Genomic DNA, 20542 nt, shown 5'->3' on the forward strand with positions numbered 1-20542 from the left:
TCCATATTATAACCTCGTTTAAGCGCGTTTGAAACCCTCGCCCAGCACCTCGCTCGCGTCTGCTACAATTACAAAAGCTGACTCATCAATCTGTTTGACGATTTGTTTCAATTTGGTGAATTCAGTTTGCCCAACCACGCACATTAAAATCGGACGCTCATCGTCAGTATATCCGCCGACTGCAGAAATTTTTGTCACGCCTCTGTCAATCTTCTGTAAGACAGCCTCCTTGACAGCCTGCTCCTGCTTTGTAATGATGAGCGCCATTTTTGAACGATTAAAGCCGACTTGCACAACATCAATGGTTTTGCTGGACACATAGACGCCAAGCATGGCATATAAGCCTTGCTCAATATTAAATACGATCATAGCCGTAACAACGATCATTCCGTCAATGATGGCGAGGCACTTCCCCAATGACAGACCGGAGTACTTATGAATGATCTGTGCAGCCAAGGCTGTACCTCCCGTCGAACCTTTCCCTAAGTACACAATACCAATTCCGATACCTATCCCGACACCGCCAAAAATCGACGCCAAGAGTTCATGATGAGTGGCGGGCTGAATATCCCTTGTCAGAAACACTACTAGCGGCAAAAACACAGAACCTGCAAGCGTCTTTAGTCCAAATTTCCCGCCGAGCAAAATGACGCCAGCAATAAATAAAGGGATATTAATAATCCACTGTACATACGCTGCTTCAAAACCATATGATTGTAAAATCGTACTGATCCCGCTGACACCGCCGGCGGCAATCTTGTTCGGAAGCAAAAATACATTAAAGGACACGGCCGTAATCGCTGCTCCTATCAATATGTATACATAATCCCGCAAAATCCACAATGTTTTATTCCGTACATCCATCATATATCCTCCGTTTCTTCCAATGCTCTCCGATAGCATTTTAATCCTTCCCTGATTAGATGTAAATAACACCCAAATACAGTGGTAATATGCTAAAGCAGCAGTGAAATCAAGGATATAAGGAATAAAAAAACACACCCGTATGCATCAGGTGTGTTTTTCAGCTTATGAAAGCTTAGAACGCAGGTAGGCATCAATAAACGTATCAATGTCACCATCCATTACAGCTTGAACGTTCCCCATTTCTGTATTGGTCCGATGATCTTTTACCATGGAATACGGATGGAATACATAAGAACGGATTTGGCTGCCCCAGCCGATTTCTTTTTGTTCACCGCGAATTTCATCCAGCTCTGCCTGCTGCTCTTCAATTCTGCGCTGATACAGCTTGGCCTTCAGCATTTTCATGGCTCTTTCACGGTTTTTAATTTGTGAGCGCTCCGTTTGGCATGTCACAACTACGTTCGTCGGCAAGTGAGTAATCCGAACGGCTGAATCCGTCGTATTGACGTGCTGTCCGCCCGCGCCGCTTGCACGGTACGTGTCAACTTTAATATCCTCCGTACGAATATCAATATCAATTTCATCGTTAAATTCAGGCATGACTTCACATGAAACGAAAGATGTGTGGCGGCGGCCTGATGAATCAAATGGTGAGATCCGCACAAGACGATGAACACCTTTTTCTGCTTTGAGATACCCGTAAGCGTTGTGTCCTTTGATGAGCAATGTCACTGATTTGATTCCCGCCTCATCACCTGGAAGGTAATCGAGAGTTTCTACTTTAAAGCCGCGGCGCTCTCCCCATCTTGTATACATTCTAAGAAGCATAGAGCCCCAGTCCTGTGACTCTGTACCGCCAGCACCAGGGTGCAGTTCTAAAATCGCGTTATTTTTATCATACGGCTCGCTGAGAAGAAGCTGAAGCTCAAACTCATTGAACTCTTTTGTTAATGATTTTAGTTCTTTTTCAAGCTCAAGCTGGAGATCAGTGTCCGGCTCTTCTTTCAAAAGATCATGAGTCATTTGCAATTCTTCGTGGGATTCATTCAATTTTTTATACGAATTGACATAATCCTTTAAACCGTTTGCTTCATTTATAACCGTTTGAGCTTTTTGCTGATCATTCCAGAATTCCGGATCAGCCATTTGTTCATCTAGCTCAGCAATGCGGGCCTCCTTTGATTCGAGGTCAAAGAGACCCCCTAAAGTCCGCTAAACGAGAAGCCATATTTTCGAGCTCTGCTCTGATTTCTGATAATTCCATTTCATTCACCTCATTAAAAGATCCGCAGGCGCCTGCAGGCGCCGCGGTCAGTAAACTTGCCGGGGCGAACTATTCAGTACGGCCGCAGCAATTTTTATATTTTTTCCCGCTTCCGCAGTGGCATGGGGCATTTCGGCCGATATCAACCACTTTGCGAACCGGTGCTTTCTTTGCTTTTTTGTTATCGTCGCCTTCTTGCGGCTGATGAGCTGTTGTTTGGCCTTGTACAACCTCTTCACGCTCCAGATTGTTTTCAATCTCAGCTTTCATCACAAATTTTGCGACTTCGTCCTCAATTGATTCAATCATATGCTCAAACATCGCAAAACCTTCCATTTGATACTCACGAAGCGGGTTCGTCTGCGCATAAGCACGAAGGTGAATCCCTTGGCGGAGCTGATCCATCGCATCAATATGATCCATCCATTTAGAATCAACGGCACGAAGAACGATAACTTTTTCGAATTCGCGCATTTGCTCTTTGCCGAATTGCTCTTCCTTCTCATTATATTTTGTGATGATGCGATCCATAATGAGCTCAAGCATTTCATCCGGTTCTTTGCCGAAGATATCGCTCTTCTCAAGCGCACCTTCATCAAGATAAGTTGTGTTGATAAGATCAACTAGACCGTCAAGCTTCCACTCCTCAGGAAGCTCTTCTCTTGGCGTATAGGCTGCAATTGCGCGTTCGAGAGAAGACTTGATCATATTTTCAACGATTTCACGCAGGTTTTCAGAGTCAATGACTTCAAAGCGCTGCTTATAAATGACCTCACGCTGCTGGCGGAGAACATCATCATATTGCAGAAGCTGTTTACGCGAATCGAAGTTATTGCCTTCGACGCGTTTTTGAGACGATTCAACCGCGCGAGATACCATTTTGCTTTGGATTGGAGTAGAGTCGTCCATGCCGAAGCGGTCCAGCATCGCCATTGTCCGCTCAGCTCCGAATCTGCGCATCAATTCATCTTCCATAGAAAGATAAAATTGAGTAATCCCCGGGTCTCCCTGACGTCCGGAACGACCTCGAAGCTGATTGTCAATCCGGCGTGATTCATGTCGTTCAGTTCCGACAACAGCGAGTCCGCCAAGCTCTTTTACACCTTCGCCAAGCTTAATGTCCGTTCCGCGCCCCGCCATGTTAGTCGCAATCGTAACTGCGCCTTTTTGGCCGGCCTCTTCAATGATCTGCGCTTCACGTTCATGGTTTTTGGCATTTAACACTTGATGCGGAATTCCTTTGTTTTTAAGCAGCTTAGAAATCAATTCAGATGTTTCAACGGCAACCGTACCGACTAGAACAGGCTGTCCCGTCATGTAACGCTGTGCGACATCCTCCGCAACTGCCTTAAACTTTCCTTCCATCGTGCGGTAAATTAAATCCGGACGGTCATCACGGACAACAGGCCTGTTGGTAGGGATCGTGACAACCTGCATGTTGTAGATGTTGCGGAATTCTTCTTCCTCTGTCTTAGCTGTACCCGTCATACCGGCAAGTTTTTCGTACATTCGGAAGTAGTTTTGGAACGTAATCGTCGCCAAGGTCATGCTTTCGTTTTGAATCTCAAGCCCTTCCTTTGCTTCAATCGCTTGGTGAAGCCCCTCACTGTAGCGGCGGCCTTTCATCAGACGTCCCGTGAAGGAATCAACAATAACAACCTGTCCGTCTTCCACTACATAGTCAACGTCCTTTTGCATCGCAACGTGAGCTTTTAAGGCCTGGTTGATATGGTGGTTGAGCGCGACATGCTTCACATCAAAGAGGTTATCGATGCCGAACGCTTTTTCCGCCTTCGTCATTCCTTCTTCAGTAAGCTGTACAGCTTTTGTTTTGATATCGTACGTGTAATCCTTCTCCGCTTTTAACGTACGGACAAAAGCATTTGCCTGTACGTACAGCTTAGTGGATTTTGCAGCTTGTCCAGAAATGATAAGCGGTGTTCTCGCTTCATCAATTAAAATAGAGTCAACTTCATCAATTACCGCAAAATGAAGCGGGCGCTGAACCATCTGCTCTTTATAAAGAACCATATTGTCACGCAAATAGTCGAAGCCAAGCTCGTTGTTTGTGGAGTAAGTAATATCAGCGGCATAAGCTTCCCGTTTTTCGTCTTTTGACATTGAGTTTAAATTCAAGCCGACAGTCAAACCGAGAAACTCGAAAATTTTCCCCATTTGCTCAGCGTCACGGCTTGCCAAGTATTCGTTGACAGTCACGATGTGTACGCCTTTACCTGTTAACGCATTTAAATAAACAGGCAGAGTAGACGTTAATGTTTTCCCTTCCCCTGTTTTCATTTCCGCGATATTTCCGTCATGAAGCGCCACGCCCCCCATGAGCTGGACTTTAAACGGAAACATGCCTGTTACGCGGCGTGAAGCTTCTCGAACAACAGCGAAAGCTTCAACAAGAAGATCATCCGTTGTCGCCCCTTTTTCAAGGCGCTCTTTAAATTCAATTGTTTTATGTTTCAACGCGTCGTCAGAGAGATTTTCATAGTCTCCGCGAATCGCATCAATATCGTTAGCAATTTTTTCGTATCTATTCAGCGTACGTTTTGTTGGATCAAACATTTTATTTAAAATTCCAAGCATTTATAACGCTCCTCTATCATCACATGCCTATTTTAAAGGCATGTATAAATAATTTACTAGTCCATGTATACCTCTCATTATCATATCATACCTTTTGTTATTTCCAAAGAATTTGCAAATAAGAAAAACAAAAACCTTCCGCGAACATCACGGAAGGCTTCTCTTCATTATTCAGTCGGTTCAATTAAGCCATATTTCCCGTCATTTCTGCGGTACACGACATTTGTAAGGTTTGTTTCCGCATTTGTGAAAACAAAGAAATTATGGCCAAGCATATTCATTTGCAAGATCGCTTCTTCACTATCCATCGGCTTTAAATTAAAGCGTTTCTGACGGACAATGTCCAAGCTCTCCTCCTCTTCTATGTCATCCTGAACCGCAATATCTGTATCAGAGCCAAGGCCGTTTGCCAATAAATATTTTGGAGAGCCCTGCTCACGGAATTTACGGTTTACTTTCGTTTTATGCTTACGGATTTGACGTTCCAGTTTGTTTGTTGCGAGATCAATTGCGTTGTACATATCCTCGTTATGCACCTCGGACCGAAGCGCCAGATCTGTCATCGGAATCGTAACCTCAACCTTAGACTCCTTGTCATTGTAAAACTTCAAGTTGACGTTCACATCGGCATCCACACTATGGTCAAAATAGCGCTCCAGCTTGCCGATCTTCCTCTCGACATGATCCTTTAACGCGGGTGTCACTTCAATATTTTCTCCTCTGATGTTATAGTTCATCAAAGAACGCCTCCCTTTTATTAAGGATATGTATCTATTTCTCTTTTACCCTTTACAATTCCTGCTGAAACATAAATCTTTTGTGAAAATTCAGTGAACTTTGTCGAATTTTGTTTGTATTTGCTCTGTTATTGGCGGTTCGGAGGTATATGTATATGCTGATTGAACGAAACAAATACCTCGCACACGCCTAATTGATTAAAAAGGGTTCCATACATTGATGAATAGACAGCATCCATTTTCTATAATGAATCAGAAAATGTTCCTTTAAATACTCACAGAACTCATGAGAGGGAAAAGAGAAAGAGACCAATTGATCAAACTCCGCAAAAATTTGGTCAAATGCTTTCACACAAATTTCAGCACACCGTGAATCCATAATGAAGAGAAGTGTTGAATGTGTTGAATCCAAATAAAAAAAGGCTTGGATCAGATCTTGGTAGATCCGATCCCCTTCTGTTTTTGATAAATTCTCTTCAGCCTCTATCAAATAACACAACCCTTCTTCAATGGTAAAAAGAAGATGATAATAAGCTGATAAAAGCGTATAATCTTCAATGCTCTTCAAGGCACTCACCTATTTACGCTTGTCATAATATGTGCCGTCAATCGTAATGTTGTTATAAGGATTTAAATACGTGGTATGCATCACACGTTTTCTTTTCATCTGCTGAAGTTCTGCTGCGATTGACTGCTTCAGTCGTTCCATTTCCTTCACAATAAGCTGATCCCATGTCAGCACAAGCTTCATCTGCTTTCGCTCTTCTTCTGAAAGCGGCAGAGATATCTCCTGAATCAGTTCAGACCGTTTAGCCACAAAGTCTTCAATTTGTTTTAAAAGCTCATCGCTTTCCGGCGTATTTTGTATGTGTGACAGCATACTCTTCGTCTCAGTGTAAAGTTGATCTATGTTTTTCATGCGATCCCGCCTGATCCGTGCCGGTCCTTCCGTTCACTTTGAATGGCTTGTTTCCAAGCATCGCGAAAATCTGTTACATAGCCTTCAACCTCAGCCAGCATGCCCGTATCATTTTTGATATTTGCCTGTACCAATCTTCGATACATATAATCGTACATGGCACCCATGGAAGCGGAAAGCTCTATGTTACGATTAAGTGTAAAATTTAATTCCTGAATGATATTTTGCGCTTTAATCAGATTTTCATTTTTACGTTCCATATCATCATTCTCGATGGCCTGAGAGGCAAGTCTTATAAATTTCAAACAGCCATTATACAGCATAAGCGTCAGTTCACCGGGTGTAGCCGTATTCACTGAATTTTGCTGATAGGCTGTATAAGGATTTTGGATCGCCATGTGTCATCCTCCAAATTACATTTATTGTACAAGAAGCTGTGATAAATAGGACGCTTGTTCGTTCATTTTTTGAATCGCAGAATCCATTGCACTGAATTTTGTATAATAGCGGTTTTCTATTGTGGTCAACCGGTCCTGCATTTTGGTAATATCTGTGCTGATCGTGTTTAAATTTTTACCGATTGAATAATCATTGGTTCCCATTGTCGAGTTGCCGGCTTTTGCTTCAATGCTCTTCACCGTACTTTTCAGGGTGTCACCGATGCGTTTCATAATCCCTTTATCACTATAGGCGCTGCTGTTCGACCCACTTGTAAATAAAGCCGCAACGCTTTGCGGATCTTCTTGTATTTTGGCTTTCAGTTTGTCTTCATTAATCTCTAAATGCCCCCGCATTTGGTAAGCACTTGAGGTTGTTATGCCGAATTCTGTCAATTGATAGGTTTTCCCATCCGCATTAACTTGAGTATAAAAGTCAGTCCGCATTTGGTTCGTGCCGGTGCTGATGCTGGAATCATTTCTAAGCAATCCGCTTTTCGCCTTCTCCTCCCAGAGCTCTACCTCTTTATCGGACATGGCTTCTTTTTGTTCACTTGTCAACGGAGTATAGTCTCGGTATTTTTCTTCTTTCAGCTTTTCATTCAGGCTGTCAACCATTTCATTGTATTTATCTACAAACTCTTTGATTTGGTTATAAATCCCGTCAACATCAGTAGAAACAGATGTGGTAACAGGGCCTGTGGCTGCTGTTGTATTTTTAATCGAGTAAGTAACACCATTCACCGTGAAATTGTTTGTCAGCTTCTCCATTTCAAAGCCGTTGATTGTGACTTTGGCATTTGTGCCTTCTTTGTAAGCAGTGAGCTTATTATCAGCATCCAAAGAAAAACCAAGCTGACCGGACATAAAGTCAGCTGTAGCAGAGTCTGCTGCCTGTATACTGCCCCCTGCACCTGTTGCTTTAGAAGAAAACGCAATTGTTTCTACGTACTCTGTACCATTCCAAATTTTATCTTTAAAAGCTGATACTCCAAGATCTGAGCTGTTAAGTTTAGAAATCACATTATCAATCGTATCGGCGCTCGTCACACTAATGTTCACTGTTTTTGCCGTTGTTTCGCCAGGCGCAACAACGTTAAATGCCAAATTGTAATCGCCTTGAGTGTATCCCGTATAATTGTTTGCCTTATACGTTGCTGCGGTTGCCAAGCTCGCCACTTCAACAGTAGAAGAAGAGTTTGGTGCACTTGCGCTTCCTGTAGCAGTTAACACAGACTCATTAGAGCTTGTCACAGTTTTGCTCTGATACGTGCTAGGATATGTCAACGTATTTTTAGACATATAATCTTGCAATTCTTTTATTTTTGTATTGACTTCACGATAGCTGTCACGCTGCCATTCAAGAGTCTGCTTTTTTTGCTTCAGCTTATCAAGCGGGGCTCTTTCTGTCTGCATCAGCTTTGATACAATATCATCTATATCCATTCCTGACGCCAAACCTGTTATTCTTGTGACCATCTCAAACCACTCCTATTCTACTTTTTTTCATCTACAAATAACCCAAGAAATTCAGTCATAGCCGCATAAAAATCAAGCCACCGTTTTGGTGGAATTTCGCGGATCACTTCATTTGTAGAGTCCTCTATTACCTTTACATAGTATTCATTTAACTTGTCATGAAGCTCGAACTTCAGATGAACTTGCGAAGGTTCCAAAAGCTTGTTCATTTCCCCCACCATTTCAGCAAGATTGGTATCTGAAACTTGATGAACAGGAACCTCGTTATCATTATCTTTCTGATTATGTATTTGAGTATCATAACGATCCCAAACAGGTTGTAACGTAGTGAGCCTTTCAATGTTCAATTGATCATCCCCTATGCCCCAATCTATCGTTTATATCGACTAAATGGAGATAAGATTACACATATTTTTGGAAAAAAATCTTCTGTTTTAGATTTCTTGTTTGGAAATACATTTATAAAAAGTTAGTGGAGAATCCGGTTATTATATCATGAGTTAGTGACAGGATGAGGAATGATTCGGAGATAGAAATATAAATTAAAAGACCCTGGCAACGCCAAGGTCTTTTTTAAAATTAACGTAACAATTGAAGTACGTTTTGTGGCTGTTGGTTTGCTTGAGCAAGCATCGCTTGAGAAGCCTGAGAAAGAATGTTGTTCTTTGTGAACTCGCTCATCTCTTTAGCCATGTCAACGTCACGGATACGAGACTCAGCAGCAGTCAGGTTTTCACCAGAAGCGCTCAAGTTATTGATTGTGTGCTCAAGACGGTTTTGTACCGCACCTAATTTTGAACGTTGAGTAGATACATTGTTGATCGCTGTATCAATTAAACCAAGTTGTGTATCAAATGCTGTTGCATCATCTTTGAATGCAGTAACATCGATACCAGCAACTCCAAGTCCAGTTGCACTCATATCACCGATATTAACTGCAAGTTGCTGCCCTGCGTTTGCACCGATTTGGAATGTTAATTTGTCAGTTGCAAAGTCGCCATTAAGGAGCTTCTTACCGTTAAATTCAGTTCTGTCAGAGATACCTTTACTTCCACCTGTCATACCACCAACTTCTTCAAGTAGAGATTTGATCTCTTCTTGGATAGCACCTAAGTCAGTACCGTCTTGAGTACCAGTATTGTTTGCTTGTACTGCAAGCTCACGAACACGTTGAAGAATAGAGTGAGTTTCAGTCAATGCACCCTCAGCTGTTTGGATAAGAGAGATTCCGTCTTGAGAGTTTTTAGAAGCCATTTCAAGACCTCTGATTTGTCCTCTCATTTTTTCAGAGATCGCAAGACCTGCTGCGTCATCTCCCGCACGGTTAATGCGAAGACCTGAAGAAAGTTTCTCCATGTTTTTTTGTGATGCACCGTTGTTTGAAGACAAACGGTTCAGTGTGTTAAGTGCTGCGATATTGTGGTTAATTCTCATTGTTTTGTTCCTCCCTGAATATGTTGTTAAGGCACGTCCTTGTGCCCTTATTTTGTAACTGGCGGAGTCTTTTGCACCTCCTCCCGGCTACATCATTAATATCGGATTGTCTCTGATTTTGTTAATACAAAAATAAAAAAATCCTCACTTTTTTTGTGAGGATAATGCGGAGATCACATCGCTGGATAACGCTGCTGCACGGTTATTTTCTTCCTGAATGGTCAAGTAAATTTCTTTCCTGTGAATATCAATATGCTTTGGGGCGTCAATTCCAAGCTTCACTTGATCCCCTTCAACCGCAATCACTTTTACTTCAATATCAGCACCTATTTGAATCGCTTCGTTTATTTTCCGCGATAAAACTAGCATGATTCTCCTCCAATCGGATGCTTTGTCGTATATGAGGAGTCGTGTAAAACGACTTGCTTAGCCATCATGTTCTTGCGATTCACAATAATGGGAGCCAATAAATTCGCAGTAGACTTTTCGAATGGCTCTGCCATAGTCAATATTGTCATGACTTCTACGTCTTGAATATTATCGATATCCAAAAGTTCAGCAGTTGATTCATCAAGATCAAATTCATAATTCTTAAAAAAGATAAACGGACTTACGACGATAAACGCAAGATTTTCTGAAGTGACGGACTGCAGTGCCACGAATGGAGAGTCTTCTGAAAGCGGAAGTATGACAAATTGTTTTTCTTCTAAAAAGCCTGGAATCCCGCTTTCAAAAAGAATGATTTGTTCTTCTTTTATGTTCATTTGGCCATGGTACTTCGTATGAATGATCATTGTTCACGATCCTTTTCTTTTTACTTTTCGGGTGATTCTTTCGGGTATTCTACATCTATATTTAAATCAGGGTATTGGAGCATGTCAACCTTAACATTTCCTGGCGTATATTCAACAATTGGCTTATGCGGCTCAGCCTGAATATCAGGCTTTCGCGGCGTAATCTGAACATCAAGCTGTGACGGAGTATATTGTATTTTCACCCTAGATAGAGAAGGAGCATAATTTTCGCCTAATTGAATTTGGTGCATTTCAGAGTTCCTCCTTGCTTGTGAAGCGATTGGGTTACCCTTATTTTCAATCCTCATAAGCTCGTCGCCTTCTTCTGCAGTACGCGCTATTCCCTCCATTACATCCTCATGCCCTTGTTGGGCGGCTTCTTCAATTCTCTTGAAAACATGCTTTCTGTCTAATTCTTCCCATGCTTGTGTCTGGTCAATCGTGAGTTTTCCAGGTGTCACCGATATTTCCATTTCCGCACTCGGCTGTTGGATCTCAAGATCGGCTTGCGGCTGCTCCATTTTTAAGCTGGCGGGCGTCGTTGTTAAACCTATTTTCCCTTGAACACTATGCATAATCAATCTGGGAATCTGCATCACTCTACCTCCTGAACTATAAAAAAAGCGAACTCCTAAGAGCCGCTTACTTTAAAAAGTCAATCAATGTAGGCTGAACAATTTGCGCATTAACAGCCAGAGTTGCCCTGTGCACACTTTGCTGCGCAATAAATTCAGTTATTACTTCTTCCAGCTCTACATCTTCATTGTCTGACAACACTTTGGTAGCTGTTTCTTCTTGAGCTGAAAGTCTTGTATTAACCAATTCAAGACGATTATATCTCGCTCCAAGATCAGATCGTTCAGCACTCATGCCGTCAGAAAAATGATCAATATCATCTAAAACACTGTCCATGCCATCTAGCGAACCAGAATTTAGTGCTTTCTCAAAAGAATCAAGCATTTCAAATACATTCTGCCCGCTTTCAGAAGTGCCTCCAAAAGCTGACTTTGGGTCTGAATTCACTTTCAATGACATATTATTTGATATATTGACTACGACATCAGCTGTATCAGAAATTGTATAAGTTCCGTCTCCGTTATCTGTAACCGGAGGCTTATCTGAATTTGTGCCATTAAAGATATATCTGCCGTTCACTTGTGTATTCGCAATATTTAAAAGCTGTTCCTTTAACTGCTTTACCTCTACGCCAATCGCTTGCCGCTCCGACTCGCCGTTTGTATCATTTTGAGCTTCAACCGCTAATTCTCTGACCTTTGACAAGATGTCAATTCCTTCTGTAATGTTTGTTTCTGTGTTTTCGAGCCAGGTAAAGGCTTGAGAAGCATTGCTTTTGTACTGCTGCACTTGAGACAGTTGCGTATTATACTTTAAGCTTTTCATTGCTACTACAGGATCGTCGGAAGCTTTTGAGATTTTTTTCCCTGAAGAAATCTGCGACTGGAGTTTATCCAGTTTCGAGTAGCTCGAACCGATATATCTCAGTGAGTTTTGCTGTATCATGCCTTGTGTTACTCTCATGTGACTCTACCTACCTTCCTCCAACACCCATGCCATTGATCACTTTATCAAGCAATTCGTCTTGTAAAGTCACCATTCTTGCAGCTGCATTGTATGCGTGTTGGAATTGAATCATATTCGTCATTTCTTCGTCTAAAGAAACTGCGCTCATTTGCTGACGGTTTATGTCAGCATCATTTAGCTGTGTTTCTGTATTAGACGCCAGTCGATTAGCCTCTTGAGCTTCTATCCCTAGCTCGCCAATCAGACCAGCATAATAATCTAACACACTAGTTTCTTTACCGTTAATAGTAATTTTACCGGTTAAAACATTTGCTAGTTTTGTAGCATTTGCGTTATCGTTGGCTGCACCAGTCAGTGAGAAAGCAATGTTTGCGCCTTTTGAATCTATTATGCTGTCAGCCACTTTGATCTTGCCCGCCGCGCCCTTGGCAGGTTCAGTTTCACCGCCAGTAAAATCAAAAAAGTCTCCGCCTTGTTCACCGCTCTTGGTCACACCATTTCTGTGCACTTCATTGAAAGCTTTCGCGAATTCAAGCGCCATATTGTCAAGATCAGAAAGCATTTCCGGGTATACGCCCTTTTCTTGGCCGTCTGCTGTTATATACCCGTAGGACTCTATAAATCCTAAAAGGGATCCCTTGCTGCTGAAGGACTCCGCCTGCACAGCTGTATCTCCGATTGAAATACTTGATACTAACCCAGTTTCATTATCATAGTTGGCTGCAAGTTCTGAAACCTCGTAATTTTTACCGTCCAAAACAGTTCCTAGCGACTGTTTATTTTTATCGAGGATTTCAATTGATACAGTTCCTTCAGCAGAAGCAAGCGCATTCCCGCCTGATTTGTTGTAGCTGACTTTGATATCAACCATTGAGGATAATTTATCGATCAGCAAATCTCGCTGGTCATATAAACCATTCGGAAGAAGCCCGACCGGCTCTACTTGTGCAATTTGCTTATTTAAACTGTTTAATTGAGAAAGCAGAGAATTGACATCCAACACAGTTGTATTTAGCTCTGCTTTTAAATTCGATTGGACATTTGTAAGTGATTCAGAAATATAATTAAACGTTTCAGCTACAGCTTGTCCTTTTCGAGCAACAACAGAACGTGCACTTTCTTCATTTGTATTATTCGATAATTCCTGCAGGGAGTTCCAAAACGAATTGAGCACACTGTTCAAGCCGCTGTCATCCGTTTCATTTAAAACGCCTTCCATTTGGGACAGCGCTTTGGCCTTCGTGTCATAGTATCCGGCACTGTTGTTTTGAAGACGGTATTGGTAGTCAAGAAAGATATCTCTTATTCTCTCAACTGATTTTCCTTGAACGCCCGTACCCATTTGTCCCGCTGTTTTTTCTGCGTTTTTGGATACAGCAGGGAAATAGTCAGTTGCCTCCAATGAGACCCGCTGTCTTGTATAACCATCAGTATTGGCATTTGCCACGTTATTTGCAGTAGTGCTTAAAGCTGCCTGCTGAGCGCTTAACGCCCGCCTTGCAGTTTCAAGCCCCATAAAGGTAGATGTCATTTTCTGAATTCCTTTCTGCTAAGCTTTTGAATCAAACAGTTTCATTTGGCTGCTTTTCGGCAGCTCAGCTTTAATTGATTTGCTGTAATTGAAGTTATTTTCCTTAGGAACCAGCATATCGTACGAAATAGAGATGAATTGCAGCGCGTCTCTTGTCAGCTGCCTATTCATCTCATTTACTTTTTTCAGACGTCCGAGAACTTGAGAAAGAGATTCGTATAGTTGTTCCAGCTCTTCCTTTTCACTGCCTGAGGTTTTGGCGATACATGCGGAAATAGTATTATTTTCGCTATATCCGAGAAAGGCCGAAGTTGTTTTGATCCGGTCATCTTCTGTCTGCGTGATCGCTTGAATATATTTTTGCTCTTTTGTCAAAATGTTAGAAAGCTCTTTTGTTTTGCCGGCTTTGAGCGCTTCCGTCTTTTCTTCAGACAGCGTGAGCAGGTGCTCATGCAGAACGCAAAGTCGCTTCAATTGTTCAATAATTGCCTTCGCTGACATGGGCTTTCTCCTTTTTTATTGCTTTTTATAAAAATTAATCATATTTTTCGCGATATGATTTGCGTCTACTTTGTATGACCCGTTTTCAATTTGCGCTTTAAGCTGTGCAATTTTTTCCTGTCGTGAACCAGCGACTGCGTCGGATGCATGTTGCATTTCTTTAGCCTGTGATGAAATTTCAATTTTATCTTGAGGCTGTGCAGCAGTTTTTTGCACCGCTTGCTTATCATAATTTTTTTGATATGGATTAACGGATTGTGTTCCAAATTGATTGATTTTCATAGGATTCCTCTCGCTTTCCGTTGCAGTCTTTAAACAATCTTAACCCTTTTATCGACTGCGTCTTCAGTTAGTTTAGGGAATCAGCTGTTTTTGGTATTATAGGCATAGTATGTGTCTTTTTTACTATTTTCTTTCTCGATTTTCAGAGCATCCTCGTGGTTCAAATGATCCATTTGATCCTTAATATCGGACTGGCAAGCCTTGCAGAACTTGCCTTCTCTAATCGATGTCCCGCACCTTTCACAAGGGTATGCCAAATTAGGGAGATGAGTGATCTGAATTCGCTTCTGCCTGATGAATTTCAATATCAGCTCTTCTTCCACACCTGTTTCCTCAGTTATCCGGCTCAAAGTTGATTGCCGGTTTTCCTGTTTTCTTAAAAATTTATAGACAGTCTCAAATGATTTTTCTTCTTCCTTAATACACGCCTGACATACGGTTTGCAGCTTTGTTTTTAAAAATAAAGCATTGCATTTCGGACAATTAGCCAGTTCTCCCATCTTTTTTTCTCCTTATTAGATAATATGCCTGTGTCAATTTCTAGTGATTATATCGGCATAAAAACAGAATCATTTAGCTTCTGATCAAGGTAAAAGATGACACTGAAGCGGCTTTTCCTTTTTCTAATAAGCAGCGGGCTGCGAAGTGCAAGGTGGCGCCTGTTGTATAAAGATCGTCTATTAAAATGATATCCATACCTTCTGCTGAATTATTTTTTGTATCAAAAATGCGCTCTGATAGCAGGCGTTCTGTTTTCTTTTTCTTTGACTGTTTCTCATTATTCAGGCGAATGAGGGGATGGTGGGAAGGCCGGTCTAAACATTCTGCCAAGAGCTGTGCCTGGTTAAATCCGCGCTCTTCTTCCCGTTCCTTGCTCAGCGGAATAGGTACAAGAACAAAATGCTTATCGGGGTAAACCTTAGAAAAGGTTGAAGAAAAATCACTTTTAAATGCATTTATGATTTCTGCATCTCCTCTAAATTTAAAACGGGAGAGCGTTTCTTTCATCATATCATTATATGTGTAAACTGAACGGTTTTGACGCAATAGCAAACTGTCTCTGCTCCTTGTTCTCCACACCTCGCAATCCCTGCATACGGCATGAACAGATTGAGGTCTGCCGCACAGGGGGCAGATATGTCCTGTGATTTTCTTTAATTTGCTTCTGCAAGAATAACAAACCTTTTCATCAGGCTTTAATAAAAAAAGGGCTCTCCATGTAACATCTTGAGAAAATTGCGAATCACATAATAAACAGATCAGTTTATGAATGCCTCCTCCTGCTTCGTTTGACATAAATCGCTTGGACTCTCTGAAACTACAGCAGCAGATTCAGCCAAAATGACAAGCATTGCTGTGTTTTTTTGTTTATCTACCAGCTCAGCTTTCGTATATGCGATCTTTTTAAGATCAGTAACGTAGGATGGACTCACTTTGTTTAAAGAAAGTGCCAATACATCGTTTTGGCATACTTGGCAAGTACAGGCCATATGAAGCTGGTCCATATATCGGTCGAGCAGTTCTTTCATTACGATTTCTTTTGAATTGACAAGCATTTTTACAGCTCCTCATCATCGGTTATATGAGTATACTGTACCACGTTTTCAAATAATGGCTAGTCTGTACATTCAACTTTTGCTGCCAATTCATTCATTTCTTTTATATGCTTCCTTGCATCGAGCATACTCTTTGTTTTGCCGAAGTGAAAGTAAATGACATCGCCGTCCGCATATTCTTTATGCCGGCCGGTTCTTCCTGCAATTTGAACAAGTGCGCTTTCCGTAAAAATAGGTGATTCCGCTCCTAGTACACCCGTTTGCACCTTGGGGACTGTGACGCCTCTTTCCAGTATTGTTGTTGTGATTAATAAATCGAGCTGACCATCTCTGAATTGCTGCACTTTCTCCTTTCTATGCTTGTCTTCCGCGTGCACAGATGCGGTTCGGCAATGAACACCTCTAAAGCACGCAGCAGCCTTTTCCAGAATAGAAACGGAAGGAACGAATAAAAAAACAGGCCTCCCTTCTTTTACATGAAACTCTATCCATCTTTTCACCGCTGGCGGAATTTTATTTCGGTTTAATTTCTTCTTCCAGTTTCCACACCATACAAAGCGCGGTTCGGGTAAAGGTTTCCGGTGGTGTCTTGCGGGGATGCGAACTGAATGTAACTGTCCGTTCAGTGCTTTTCTTTTTAATTCTTTAGGAGGTGTTGCACTTAAATAAACGAGGGTGCTGTTTTTCTTTCTTGCTTTTTGAACAGCGAATTGAAGGGTTTGATCAGCAGAATATGGAAAAGCGTCAACTTCATCAATGATCATAACATCGATTGCATCTTTATATCGCAAAAGCTGATGCGTAGTGGAAATCATAAGCGGAGATAGCCGCCCTTTGTCATCGCTTCCTCCGTAAAGCGCTGAAATGTCAGCACCCTGAAAGGCAGCCTTGAGTCTTGGAGCAAGCTCTAATACAACATCGGTGCGAGGTGTTGCAATACATACACGCAGTCCTTGATTTAACGCTGATTCTATACCAGGAAACAGCATTTCTGTTTTGCCAGCGCCGCAAACCGCCCAGATGAGGAGCTCTTCTTTTTTTGATATTGCTTCAATTAAAACATTGGCGGCTTTTTGTTGTCCGCTTGAAAGCTTGCCGTCCCATGTCAGTTTAATTGACTGCCAGTTTGGTTCATTTTCCTCTTCCCATGAATATAAAGGAACCTCCTCACTCACTCTGCCCATCATGACACAGGAACGGCAATACAGCTTATTCTTTCCAGATGAGTGATAAAAAGAAAAATACCGCTGATCAGTTTGTCCGCACCTATTACATCTATATCTCCGTTTATTTATGGATATAGAATTTTCAGCAGTGATATATCCATTCTTGATATGCCATTCAATCATCTCATCGGAAAATGAGAGCTCAGTCCTGAGCAAATGACGGCTTCGAAGCGTCTGCTGCAATTCTTTTGAAAAGGAACTGTTTTTTTCAACTGGCACATTCACATAGCACGCCTCCTTTCGAGACAGTATGCCTGAATGAATATTTTCTGTCCAACAATCAAAATAGGAATATAAAAAAATCTCCGCTCTAAAAACGGAGATTTGGCCTTATTTAAAACACCAGCAAATTCCTAGCGCACCTTCACCCAAATGAGTGCCGATTACCGCGCCAAAATAGCTGTTATAAAATTCAACATGAGGATATTTTACAGAAAGCTCTTCAATGATTTTCGCTGCTTCTTCCTCTCGATTAGCGTGGATAACAGCAGCTCGCATAGGCAGCCCTTTACTCGCATCTTCGTCTAAAAGCTCATAAATTCGCGAAATTGCTTTTTTACGTGTGCGAATCTTCTCAAAAGGCACAATTACCTTATTGTCAAAATGAAGGATAGGCTTTACCTTTAGAAGACTACCAATGAAGGCTTGGGCGCTGCTTAATCGCCCGCCGCGCTGAAGATGAGCTAAGTCATCTACCATAAAATAAGCTCGAACTGTTTTTTTCATTTCTTCCAGTTCTTTTATAATATCTTCCGGCGAGGATGCTCCGTTTTTGATTAATTCAGCAGCTTTAAGGGCATAAAAGCCTTGAGCCAAGCAGCTGATCTCTGAGTCAAATGGATACACATCAATATTGTCGACCATCGAATCAGCCGCTGCTGCACTGCTGAATGTTCCGCTGATCCCGCTGGAAAGATGGATACTGATAACCGCATCATAAGACTTGCCAAGCTCTTCATACAACGCAACCAGCTCGCCGATTGGCGGCTGAGAAGTCGTCGGGAGCTCATTATGTTTTTTCACTTCTTCGTAAAAGCTTTTCCAGTCCAACTCAATTTCTTCACGGTAAGTCTCCTCCCCAAAAACAACCTGGAGAGGGATCATATGTATCTGATGTTGTTCACGCATTTCTTTCGGAATATATGCCGTGCTGTCTGTTACGACTGCAATATTCATAGCTTCGATACCTGCCTTATTGCTTTATAACTTTATTGTAAGGGAAACGGCAGCCTAAAAAAAGACCTGCCTAGAAAAAGGCAAGTCTCCTATTATACTATCTCATTTCTACCCAGCCATTTTTAATGGCGACCACAACGGCTTGCGTCCGGTCGTTTACATTCATTTTTTGTAAAATATTGCTGACATGGTTTTTAACGGTTTTCTCACTGATAAACAATGATTCACCAATACCGCGGTTGCTTTTTCCGTCTGCAAGCATCTGCAGCACTTCACATTCCCGCCTAGTTAAAATATGTAATGGTCTGCGGATTTCAGGGTAAACCTCATGTTGAGGGTGTGCAGAAACTCCGCTTGTTGCAAGGCGGCGGAATTCGTTAACGAGGTTGTGAGTAACCTTCGGATGAAGGTAAGATCCGCCCTCAGCCACTACTTTAACCGCTTCAATTAATGTATCAGCATCCATCTCTTTCAGCAGATAACCTCTTGCACCTGTTTTCAGGGCATGTGTTACATAATTTTCGTCATCGTGAATTGATAGAATAATTACTTTAGATTCAGGATACAGCTCTACAAGCTGTTTTGTAGCTTCCACACCATTTACGTTTGGCATATTGATATCCATGATCACAACATCAGGATGATAGTGCTCAACAATACGAGCCGCTTCGTCTCCGTCATCACCTTCGGCTACCACTTCAAAGGTAGGTTCAAAATCCAATATCCGTTTAACACCTTCACGAAATAACTGATGGTCGTCGATAATAACAATGTTTACTTTAGTCACAAGCCACGCCTCCTTGTATTATTGTTCTATATACTCTAGCATTCGGTCAATATGCCTTTTGGCTCTATTTTACAAATCATAGTCAAAGAGATAACGGAACCTTAATCATAATAAATGTCCCAAGACCTATTTTCGAATCTATTGTCATCGTTCCTTCCAATAAATCTACTCTTTCTTTCATGCCCAGCAAGCCGAATGATTTGTTTTTCTTCTCTTTCGCTTCCTTCAGGTCGAACCCTTTACCGTTATCTTTTATCATTAAAATCACAAAATCCTTTGTGATCTCAACTTTGACTGTAATTTCTTCAGATTCAGAATGCTTTAGCGCATTAGACACAGCTTCCTGTGCGAGCCTGAAGAGCGCAACCTCAAACTGAGGCGCTAGCCTCTGATCCTCTGTTTCTCCAATGCACTGAAAATGTATTTTGACCTTCCCGTTATATTCCTCGGTTGTATATAGATATTTTCTTAAAGTTGGAATCAGGCCTAGGTCATCAAGGGCCATCGGTCTTAAATCATATATAATCCTTCTCACTTCGTAAAGGGCATTCCGAACATTTTGGCGTAGATTTTTAATTTCTTGGAACCCGTCCTCTGCGCCCCGGTCACGGAAAATCCGCTCGATTAATTCCGATCTCATCATAACATTCGCCAGCATTTGAGCGGGTCCGTCATGGATTTCTCTTGAGACTCTTTTTCGCTCTTCTTCCTGCGCCTCAATAATTCTTAAGCCGAAATCCTGTTTTGCCTGAGCATCAGCAAGAAGCAGTCCAACTTCGCGCAAATCCTGATTCAAGTAGTTGAGCACAACTGTAATTTGGCTTACTAATGATTCTGACCGCTCAATGATTTCCTGAAGCCCTAGCAATCTGCGCTCCAAATCGTCCCGCCGTTCGCGCAATTGCTTCTCACGCTGCTGGATCATCGTCAATTCTACCTGCAGCTTATGGGCTTTTTCATAAGCATTGCGGATTTCCTCTTCACTGAATCTATGAAAATTACGGCTGACCTCGGATAAACGGTTTCTCGCATGGCGGGTTTGCACTTCAAGTTTATCGCCAAGCTCGATCACTTCATACACCTGCTGTTTAATTTGTTTCAGTTCTTCGACCAGCTGTTCATACTGCTGGCGTGACTGCTCCCCAATTTGAAAAACCTCGTCCTTGCTCCCGTCAACGGTTTTCAGCATCTTCATCAAAATAGAATCCAGCACTTTGGAATCCATCTTTGTTTTATTCATAATTTCCCTCCGTCACGGCGTTGTCATATATTTTTATTATAAATGTAATTGATCTGCAAATTATGTCGAATTATAATGAAAGAATGCGTATATTCTAGAAAAAAACATTTTTATATACTATCTACTCTTTATGATACCAAAATACGCACAAAAATTCTAAAGACTGTACGAATTT

The 20542-nt window shown here is 41.7% G+C and carries 24 protein-coding genes; all 24 read right to left on the bottom strand.

The features are described 5' to 3' along the window. Positions 1-18: 18 nt before the first annotated feature. On the bottom strand, positions 19-864 hold the full coding sequence (locus NX903_RS17190) for a YitT family protein (RefSeq protein WP_086344378.1): 846 nt from the start codon (positions 862-864) through the stop codon (positions 19-21). 165 nt (positions 865-1029) lie between these two features. After that, positions 1030-2131, bottom strand: a protein-coding gene (gene prfB / locus NX903_RS17195) for a peptide chain release factor 2 (RefSeq protein ID WP_010886623.1) whose coding sequence is annotated in 2 segments (ribosomal slippage) — positions 1030-2058 and positions 2060-2131 — 1101 coding nt in all. Because the reading frame shifts where the segments join, the coding sequence is not laid out codon by codon here. Between the two features lie 69 nt (positions 2132-2200). Beyond that, entirely contained in the window at positions 2201-4726 is a 2526-nt protein-coding gene (gene secA, locus NX903_RS17200; protein ID WP_024571530.1) for a preprotein translocase subunit SecA, read from the bottom strand. A 167-nt stretch (positions 4727-4893) separates the two neighbouring features. Further along, positions 4894-5463, bottom strand: a complete 570-nt coding sequence (gene hpf / locus NX903_RS17205; RefSeq protein ID WP_003228031.1) for a ribosome hibernation promotion factor — start codon at positions 5461-5463, stop codon at positions 4894-4896. A 190-nt stretch (positions 5464-5653) separates the two neighbouring features. Further along, on the bottom strand, positions 5654-6031 hold the full coding sequence (locus NX903_RS17210) for a hypothetical protein (RefSeq protein WP_003244377.1): 378 nt from the start codon (positions 6029-6031) through the stop codon (positions 5654-5656). A gap of 9 nt (positions 6032-6040) precedes the next feature. After that, a complete protein-coding gene (fliT, locus tag NX903_RS17215; protein WP_086344379.1) occupies positions 6041-6382 on the bottom strand; it encodes a flagella biosynthesis regulatory protein FliT in 342 nt (113 codons plus the stop codon). Beyond that, positions 6379-6780 (bottom strand): flagellar export chaperone FliS, encoded by a 402-nt coding sequence (gene fliS / locus NX903_RS17220; protein ID WP_014481041.1) that lies wholly within the window; start codon positions 6778-6780, stop codon positions 6379-6381. Before fliS ends, fliT begins: the two co-directional genes overlap by 4 nt. Positions 6781-6801: 21 nt before the next feature. Further along, a complete protein-coding gene (locus NX903_RS17225; protein WP_015714793.1) occupies positions 6802-8298 on the bottom strand; it encodes a flagellar hook-associated protein 2 in 1497 nt (498 codons plus the stop codon). A 17-nt stretch (positions 8299-8315) separates the two neighbouring features. Next, a complete protein-coding gene (gene flaG, locus NX903_RS17230) occupies positions 8316-8645 on the bottom strand; it encodes a flagellar protein FlaG (protein ID WP_015714794.1) in 330 nt (109 codons plus the stop codon). Positions 8646-8877: 232 nt separating this feature from the next. Next, the gene (hag, locus tag NX903_RS17235) at positions 8878-9732 is read right to left on the bottom strand and encodes a flagellin Hag (RefSeq protein WP_015714795.1); all 855 of its coding nucleotides are present in this window, start codon (positions 9730-9732) and stop codon (positions 8878-8880) included. A gap of 144 nt (positions 9733-9876) precedes the next feature. Beyond that, positions 9877-10101 carry a carbon storage regulator CsrA gene (gene csrA / locus NX903_RS17240; protein ID WP_003219727.1) on the bottom strand — a complete coding sequence of 75 codons (225 nt, stop codon included), beginning with the start codon at positions 10099-10101 and terminating at the stop codon, positions 9877-9879. Continuing rightward, positions 10095-10526: a flagellar assembly protein FliW gene (gene fliW / locus NX903_RS17245; RefSeq protein WP_003228007.1), complete on the bottom strand. Its 432-nt coding sequence runs from the start codon at positions 10524-10526 to the stop codon at positions 10095-10097. Before fliW ends, csrA begins: the two co-directional genes overlap by 7 nt. Before the next feature lie 20 nt (positions 10527-10546). After that, positions 10547-11122, bottom strand: coding sequence for a DUF6470 family protein (locus NX903_RS17250; protein WP_086344382.1), 576 nt, complete (start codon positions 11120-11122; stop codon positions 10547-10549). A 46-nt stretch (positions 11123-11168) separates the two neighbouring features. Beyond that, the gene (flgL, locus tag NX903_RS17255) at positions 11169-12065 is read right to left on the bottom strand and encodes a flagellar hook-associated protein FlgL (RefSeq protein WP_015714797.1); all 897 of its coding nucleotides are present in this window, start codon (positions 12063-12065) and stop codon (positions 11169-11171) included. Positions 12066-12075: 10 nt separating this feature from the next. Beyond that, the gene (gene flgK / locus NX903_RS17260) at positions 12076-13599 is read right to left on the bottom strand and encodes a flagellar hook-associated protein FlgK (protein WP_003228001.1); all 1524 of its coding nucleotides are present in this window, start codon (positions 13597-13599) and stop codon (positions 12076-12078) included. Between the two features lie 18 nt (positions 13600-13617). Next, positions 13618-14100: a flagellar protein FlgN gene (gene flgN / locus NX903_RS17265; protein ID WP_014481048.1), complete on the bottom strand. Its 483-nt coding sequence runs from the start codon at positions 14098-14100 to the stop codon at positions 13618-13620. A gap of 15 nt (positions 14101-14115) precedes the next feature. Next, positions 14116-14382, bottom strand: a complete 267-nt coding sequence (gene flgM, locus NX903_RS17270; protein ID WP_015384783.1) for a flagellar biosynthesis anti-sigma factor FlgM — start codon at positions 14380-14382, stop codon at positions 14116-14118. 80 nt (positions 14383-14462) lie between these two features. Next, positions 14463-14882 (bottom strand): TIGR03826 family flagellar region protein, encoded by a 420-nt coding sequence (locus NX903_RS17275; RefSeq protein WP_003227995.1) that lies wholly within the window; start codon positions 14880-14882, stop codon positions 14463-14465. Between the two features lie 73 nt (positions 14883-14955). Further along, positions 14956-15678: a comF operon protein ComFC gene (gene comFC / locus NX903_RS17280; protein WP_130572909.1), complete on the bottom strand. Its 723-nt coding sequence runs from the start codon at positions 15676-15678 to the stop codon at positions 14956-14958. Further along, positions 15642-15938, bottom strand: coding sequence for a late competence protein ComFB (gene comFB / locus NX903_RS17285; protein WP_015483764.1), 297 nt, complete (start codon positions 15936-15938; stop codon positions 15642-15644). Before comFB ends, comFC begins: the two co-directional genes overlap by 37 nt. A 59-nt stretch (positions 15939-15997) precedes the next feature. Further along, positions 15998-17389: an ATP-dependent helicase ComFA gene (gene comFA, locus NX903_RS17290; RefSeq protein WP_086344383.1), complete on the bottom strand. Its 1392-nt coding sequence runs from the start codon at positions 17387-17389 to the stop codon at positions 15998-16000. Positions 17390-17494: 105 nt separating this feature from the next. Continuing rightward, entirely contained in the window at positions 17495-18340 is an 846-nt protein-coding gene (locus tag NX903_RS17295) for a DegV family protein (protein WP_086344384.1), read from the bottom strand. 97 nt (positions 18341-18437) lie between these two features. Next, a complete protein-coding gene (gene degU / locus NX903_RS17300) occupies positions 18438-19127 on the bottom strand; it encodes a two-component system response regulator DegU (RefSeq protein ID WP_003219701.1) in 690 nt (229 codons plus the stop codon). 82 nt (positions 19128-19209) lie between these two features. Beyond that, a complete protein-coding gene (gene degS, locus NX903_RS17305; protein WP_003227983.1) occupies positions 19210-20367 on the bottom strand; it encodes a two-component sensor histidine kinase DegS in 1158 nt (385 codons plus the stop codon). Between the last annotated feature and the right edge of the window lie 175 nt (positions 20368-20542).

The organism is Bacillus sp. FSL R5-0576, assembly GCF_038004765.1.
Lineage (GTDB): Bacteria > Bacillota > Bacilli > Bacillales > Bacillaceae > Bacillus > Bacillus subtilis.